Genomic DNA, 5,221 nt, shown 5'->3' on the forward strand with positions numbered 1-5,221 from the left:
CGGATCAGGGCTCGCAGCTGTTTGAGCGAAGCGAGTTCTGCGAGACCCCGCGAAACGCGAGCACCGCAGGTTGCCCGTAGCGAAGCGAAGGGTCGCAGACAGTGGGGTCGCCTTTCTTTGCTTACTTTCTTTGGCGAAGCAAAGAAAGTAAGTCGCCCGCCGGGGCGAGTCCCGGCCTCGGAAAGCAAACACCGCCGGGGAGTCAAAGCATGCTGAGCCCAGGCCATCCCCTTCCCTTAGGCGCAACGCCATCACAACAAGGCGTCAACTTCGCTATCACAGCGCCAACAGCAACCAAAGTAGAACTCTGCCTCTTCGACAGCACAGGCAAGAGCGAACAACAGCGCCTACCGCTCCCAGAGTGCACAGACGGCATCTGGCACGGCCTGCTTCCCAACGCAAGAACAGGCCTGATCTACGGCTACCGAGTCCACGGCCCCTGGGCCCCCAAAGAGGGCAAGCGCTTCAACCCAGCCAAGCTCCTCCTCGACCCTTACGCCCGAGAAATCCTCGGCCACTACAACGGCAGTGACCTCTTCCTGGGCCACGCCCCCACAGACCCGACCCAACGCGACCACAGGGACAACGCCCCCATCGCCCTCAAGGCCCGCGTCACAGCAACCACCAACACCCCAAGAACAACAGGCCAAGCCCACATCCCCCCCACCGACCGCGTCCTCTACGAACTCCACATCCGCAGCCTCACCCACCAGCACCCAGGCGTTCCCGAACCGCTCAGAGGCACCTACGCAGGCCTCGCAGAACCCGCCCTCCTCGACCACCTGCAACGCCTGGGCATCACCACCCTCAGCCTCATGCCCGTGCAGCACCGCGCCGACGAACAGCGCCTGCTCGCCAAGGGCCTGACCAACCACTGGGGCTACAACACCATCGGCTGGTTCGCCCCCGAGGCGCGCTTCTGGAGCGGCCGCCCCGGCACCACGCCCGCCAGCGAGTTCCGCGCCATGGCCGATGCGGTGCACGCGCGCGGCATGGAGCTGGTGATCGACGTGGTCTACAACCACAGCGCCGAAAGCGACGAACTCGGCCCCACGCTCTCGCTGCGCGGCATCGACAACGCCCTGTACTACCACCTGCGCCCCGACGACCGCGCCCTGTACGAGAACTGGGCCGGCACGGGCAATTGCCTGAACCTCGGCGAGCCGCGCGTGCTGCAGCTCGTGATGGACAGCCTGCGCTTCTGGGCCTGCGAGATGGGCGTCGACGGCTTCCGATTCGACCTCGCCCCGGTGCTGGGCCGCGACGCGCAGCGCGGCTTCGATGCGCGCGCGCCCTTCTTCGCGGCGATGGCGCAAGACCCGGTGCTGTCGCGCACGCTGCGCATCGCCGAGCCCTGGGACCTCGGCCCCGGCGGCTACCGGCTCGGCGAGTTCCCGCCCGGCTGGCTCGAATGGAACGACCGCTTCCGCGACACGCAACGCGGCTTCTGGCTGCGCCAGGGGCGCGAGGGCGCTGCCGGCCTGGGCGACTTCGCGCACCGCTTCACAGCCTCCAGCGCGAGCTTCGCGCACGATGGCCGCGCACCGACCGCGAGCGTCAACTTCATCACCGCGCACGACGGCTTCACGCTGCGCGACCTCGTGAGCTACGAACGGCGCCACAACCTCGCCAACGGCGAAGACAACCGCGACGGCCATGCGCACAACCTGAGCACCAACTGCGGCGTCGAAGGCCCGAGCGACGACCCCGCCGTGCGCGCGATGCGTGCGCGCCTGCAACGCACGCTGCTCGCCACGCTGCTGCTGTCGCAAGGCACGCCGATGCTGCTGGCCGGCGACGAACTCGGCCACAGCCAGGGCGGCAACAACAACGCCTACTGCCAGGACAACGAGACCACCTGGCTCGGCTGGATCGGGCTGTCCGACCCGGCCAGCGAACGCGCGCGCCTGGCGGCTTTCGTCGCGCGGCTCACCGCCCTGCGGCGCGAAGCGCCGGCGCTGCGCAGCGCGTACTGGTGGCCAGCCGAACCGCCGGCCGACGGCGCACCGCCGGGCCTGCGCTGGCTGCGCCCCGACGGCCAGCCGATGGCGCCGGCCGACTGGCACGCAGGCACAGCCCTTGCGATCCTGTTCGGGAATGCCGAGGACGCCTGGCTGGTGCTGGTGAATGCGGGCCCGGGCCCCGTCGCCTTCACGCTGCCGCAGGGCGACTGGCGCTGCTGCCTGGCCACCGATGCCGAAGACCCCGACGCCCTGCGCGCCGCGCCCCGCCTGCTGGGCCGCGCGGTGGAGGTGCCGGTTTCGAGCCTCTGGCTTGCAAGAACGTAGGAGCCAAGCCCACGGCGCAGTGCCAGACTCGGTGCGGACACTCTCTGACGACGACGAATTCAACAAGCGAACGAACGAACGGAGACACAGATGGACAAGCTCAACACCCAGGGAACCCAGGCCCCGCAGCCCCCCCTGCAGGCCCATCAACTGGTCCGCCGCACCATCGCGCTGGTGCTGGCCGGCGGCCGGGGCTCCCGCCTCAAGCAGCTCACCGACCGGCGCGCCAAGCCGGCCGTGTACTTCGGCGGCAAGTTCCGCATCATCGATTTCGCGCTGTCCAACTGCCTGAACTCCGGCATCCGGCGCATGGCGGTGGTCACGCAGTACAAGTCGCACTCGCTCATGCGCCACCTGCAGCGCGGCTGGAGCTTTTTGCGCGCCGAGCTCAACGAGATGGTCGACGTGCTGCCCGCACAGCAGCGCATGGGCGACGAGCACTGGTACCGCGGCACGGCCGACGCGGTGTTCCAGAACCTGGACATCATCCAGACCCGCTCCACGCCGCACGACTACGTGGTGGTGCTGGCCGGCGACCACATCTACAAGATGGACTACTCCATCATGCTCAAGGACCACGCCGAGCGCGGCCTGGGCTGCACGGTCGGCTGCATCGAGGTGCCGCGCCACGAGGCCACGGCCTTCGGCGTGATGGCGGTGGACGACGGCCGCCAGATCACCAGCTTCCTCGAGAAGCCCGCCGACCCGCCCGCCATGCCCGGCCACCCCGACCTGGCGCTGGCCAGCATGGGCATCTACATCTTCGACTCGGCCTACCTGTACCGGCTGCTCGAGGAAGACAACGCCAACCCCGACTCGAGCCACGACTTCGGCAAGGACATCATCCCGCGCGCCGTGGCCGAGGGCCGCGCGCTGGCGCATCCGTTCAGCATGTCCTGCGTCACGCGCGCCTCGCGCGGGCCCGACGCCAAGGCCTACTGGCGCGACGTGGGCACGATTGATGCATTCTGGGCTGCCAACCTCGACCTGGCCTCGATCACCCCGGAGCTCGACATCTATGACACGGACTGGCCCATCTGGACCTACCAGCGGCAGCTGCCGCCGGCCAAGTTCGTGCTCGACCGCGAGGGCCGCCACGGCATGACGGTCAACACCATTGTCTCGGGCGGCTGCATCGTCTCGGGCTCGAAGGTGAGCAGCTCGGTGCTGTTCTCGGGCGTGCGCATCCACTCCTTCTGCGAGATCAACGAGGCCGTGCTGCTGCCCGACGTGGAAGTGGGCCGCGGCTGCCGGCTCAACCGCGTGGTGATCGACCGCGCCTGCGTGATCCCCGACGACACGGTGATCGGCGAAGACGCCGAGGCCGACGCCGCGCGCTTCGAGCGCACGGAAACCGGCGTGGTGCTGGTCACGCGCGAAATGCTCAAGCGGCTCGCGCCGGACCCCGCGCCCGCGGCCGCCGCCTGATCGACCGCACCACCATGCGCATCCTCCAGGTCAGCGCCGAGCTGTTTCCCCTCCTGAAGACCGGCGGCCTGGCGGACATCGCCGGCGCCCTGCCCCTGGCCCTCATGGCCGCGGGGCAGGAGGCGCGCGCGCTGCTGCCGGGCTTTCCCGCCATCGTGGCCGGCGTGCGCGACCTGGTGCCGGTGGCCGAGTTCACCGCGCCCTGGGGCGAGCGCTTCGGCCTGCGCGCCGGGCACGTCGCCATCGCCGGCGCGCCGCCGATTCCCACCTACGTGATCGACGCGCCCGCGCTCTACGACCGGCCCGGCAACCCCTACGAAGACACCACGCGCCAGCCCTACGGCGACAACCACCGGCGCTTCGCGCTGCTGGGCTGGGCGGCGGCGCAGCTCGCGCAGGGGCTCGACCCCGGCTGGCGGCCCGACATCGTGCACGCGCACGACTGGCACGCGGCGCTCGCGCCGGCCTACCTGGCCTTCGCGCGGCGCGCGGGCGGCCCGCGCACGAGCAGCGTGTTCACGGTGCACAACCTGGCCTACCAGGGCGTGTTCGCGCCCTGGCACTTCGCCGAACTCGGCCTGCCAGCGTCGGCCTTCCACATGAACGGGCTGGAGTACCACGGCCAGATCTCCTTCATGAAGGGCGGCCTGTACTTCGCCGACCAACTCACCACCGTGAGCCCGACCTACGCACTGGAGATCCAGACGCCCGAGCAGGGCTGCGGCCTCGACGGCCTGCTGCGCCAGCGCAGCAACGTGCTCAGCGGCATCCTCAACGCGGTCGACGACCAGGTCTGGAACCCGTCCACCGACGCCGCGCTGGTGCAGGGCTACCAGGCACCCGAGGGCCGCCACATGGCCGGCAAGGCGCGCTGCAAGTCGGTGCTGCAGCGCCAGCTGGGGCTGGCCGAGCGCCCCGACGCGCCGCTGTTTATCGTGGTGAGCCGGCTCACCGAACAGAAGGGCCTGCACCTCGTGCTCGGCGGGCTCGACACGCTCTTGGCCCAGGGCGGCCAGCTCGCGCTGCTGGGCAGCGGCGAAGGCTGGCTCGAAGAGGCCTTCCGCCAGCGCGCGGCGGCGGCGCCCGCCTCGGTGAGCGTCACCATCGGCTACGACGAGACGCTGGCGCACCAGCTCTTCGGCGCGGGCGACGTGACGATCGTGCCCTCGCTGTTCGAGCCCTGCGGCCTCACGCAGATGTACGGCCTGAAGTACGGCAGCCTGCCGCTGGTGCGCCGCGTCGGCGGGCTGGCCGACACCGTCGTCGACTGCACGCTGGAAGACATGGCCAGCGGCGCCGCCACCGGCTTCGTGTTCGACCGCTTCGAGGACGCCGACTACGACCGCGCCCTGCGCCGCGCCTTCGCGCTGTACGAGCGCGCCCCCGACTGGCGCCGCGTGCGCGGCAACGCCATGCGGCCCCCGGCCGACTGGGGCACGGCGGCGGCGCAGTACATCGATGTGTACCAACGAGCGTTGGCCTGAAGCCCCCGCCCCACACACACC

Annotated in this window: 3 protein-coding genes; all 3 read left to right on the plus strand. The window is 70.2% G+C overall.

Going from position 1 to position 5,221, the window contains the following annotated elements; all coding sequences use genetic code 11:
* Positions 1 to 209: 209 nt before the first annotated feature.
* A complete protein-coding gene (gene glgX, locus AC3WQR_RS31440; protein WP_492745946.1) occupies positions 210 to 2,288 on the plus strand; it encodes a glycogen debranching protein GlgX in 2,079 nt (692 codons plus the stop codon).
* 90 nt (positions 2,289 to 2,378) lie between these two features.
* Positions 2,379 to 3,716, plus strand: a complete 1,338-nt coding sequence (gene glgC / locus AC3WQR_RS31445) for a glucose-1-phosphate adenylyltransferase (RefSeq protein ID WP_492745948.1) — start codon at positions 2,379 to 2,381, stop codon at positions 3,714 to 3,716.
* Positions 3,717 to 3,730: 14 nt separating this feature from the next.
* Complete coding sequence (glgA, locus tag AC3WQR_RS31450) at positions 3,731 to 5,200, plus strand: glycogen synthase GlgA (RefSeq protein ID WP_492745950.1); 1,470 nt, start codon at positions 3,731 to 3,733, stop codon at positions 5,198 to 5,200.
* The last annotated feature ends 21 nt before the right edge of the window (positions 5,201 to 5,221 follow it).

The organism is Variovorax sp. FW305-3-2-15-B-LB1 (assembly GCF_058787635.1).

What these genes read in the sequence shown, in the direction of transcription:
- glgX (WP_492745946.1), top strand. Translation starts at nt 210, where the DNA reads ATGCTGAGCCCAGGCCATCCCCTTCCCTTAGGCGCAACGCCATCACAA.
- glgC (WP_492745948.1), top strand. Translation starts at nt 2,379, where the DNA reads ATGGACAAGCTCAACACCCAGGGAACCCAGGCCCCGCAGCCCCCCCTG.
- glgA (WP_492745950.1), top strand. Translation starts at nt 3,731, where the DNA reads ATGCGCATCCTCCAGGTCAGCGCCGAGCTGTTTCCCCTCCTGAAGACC.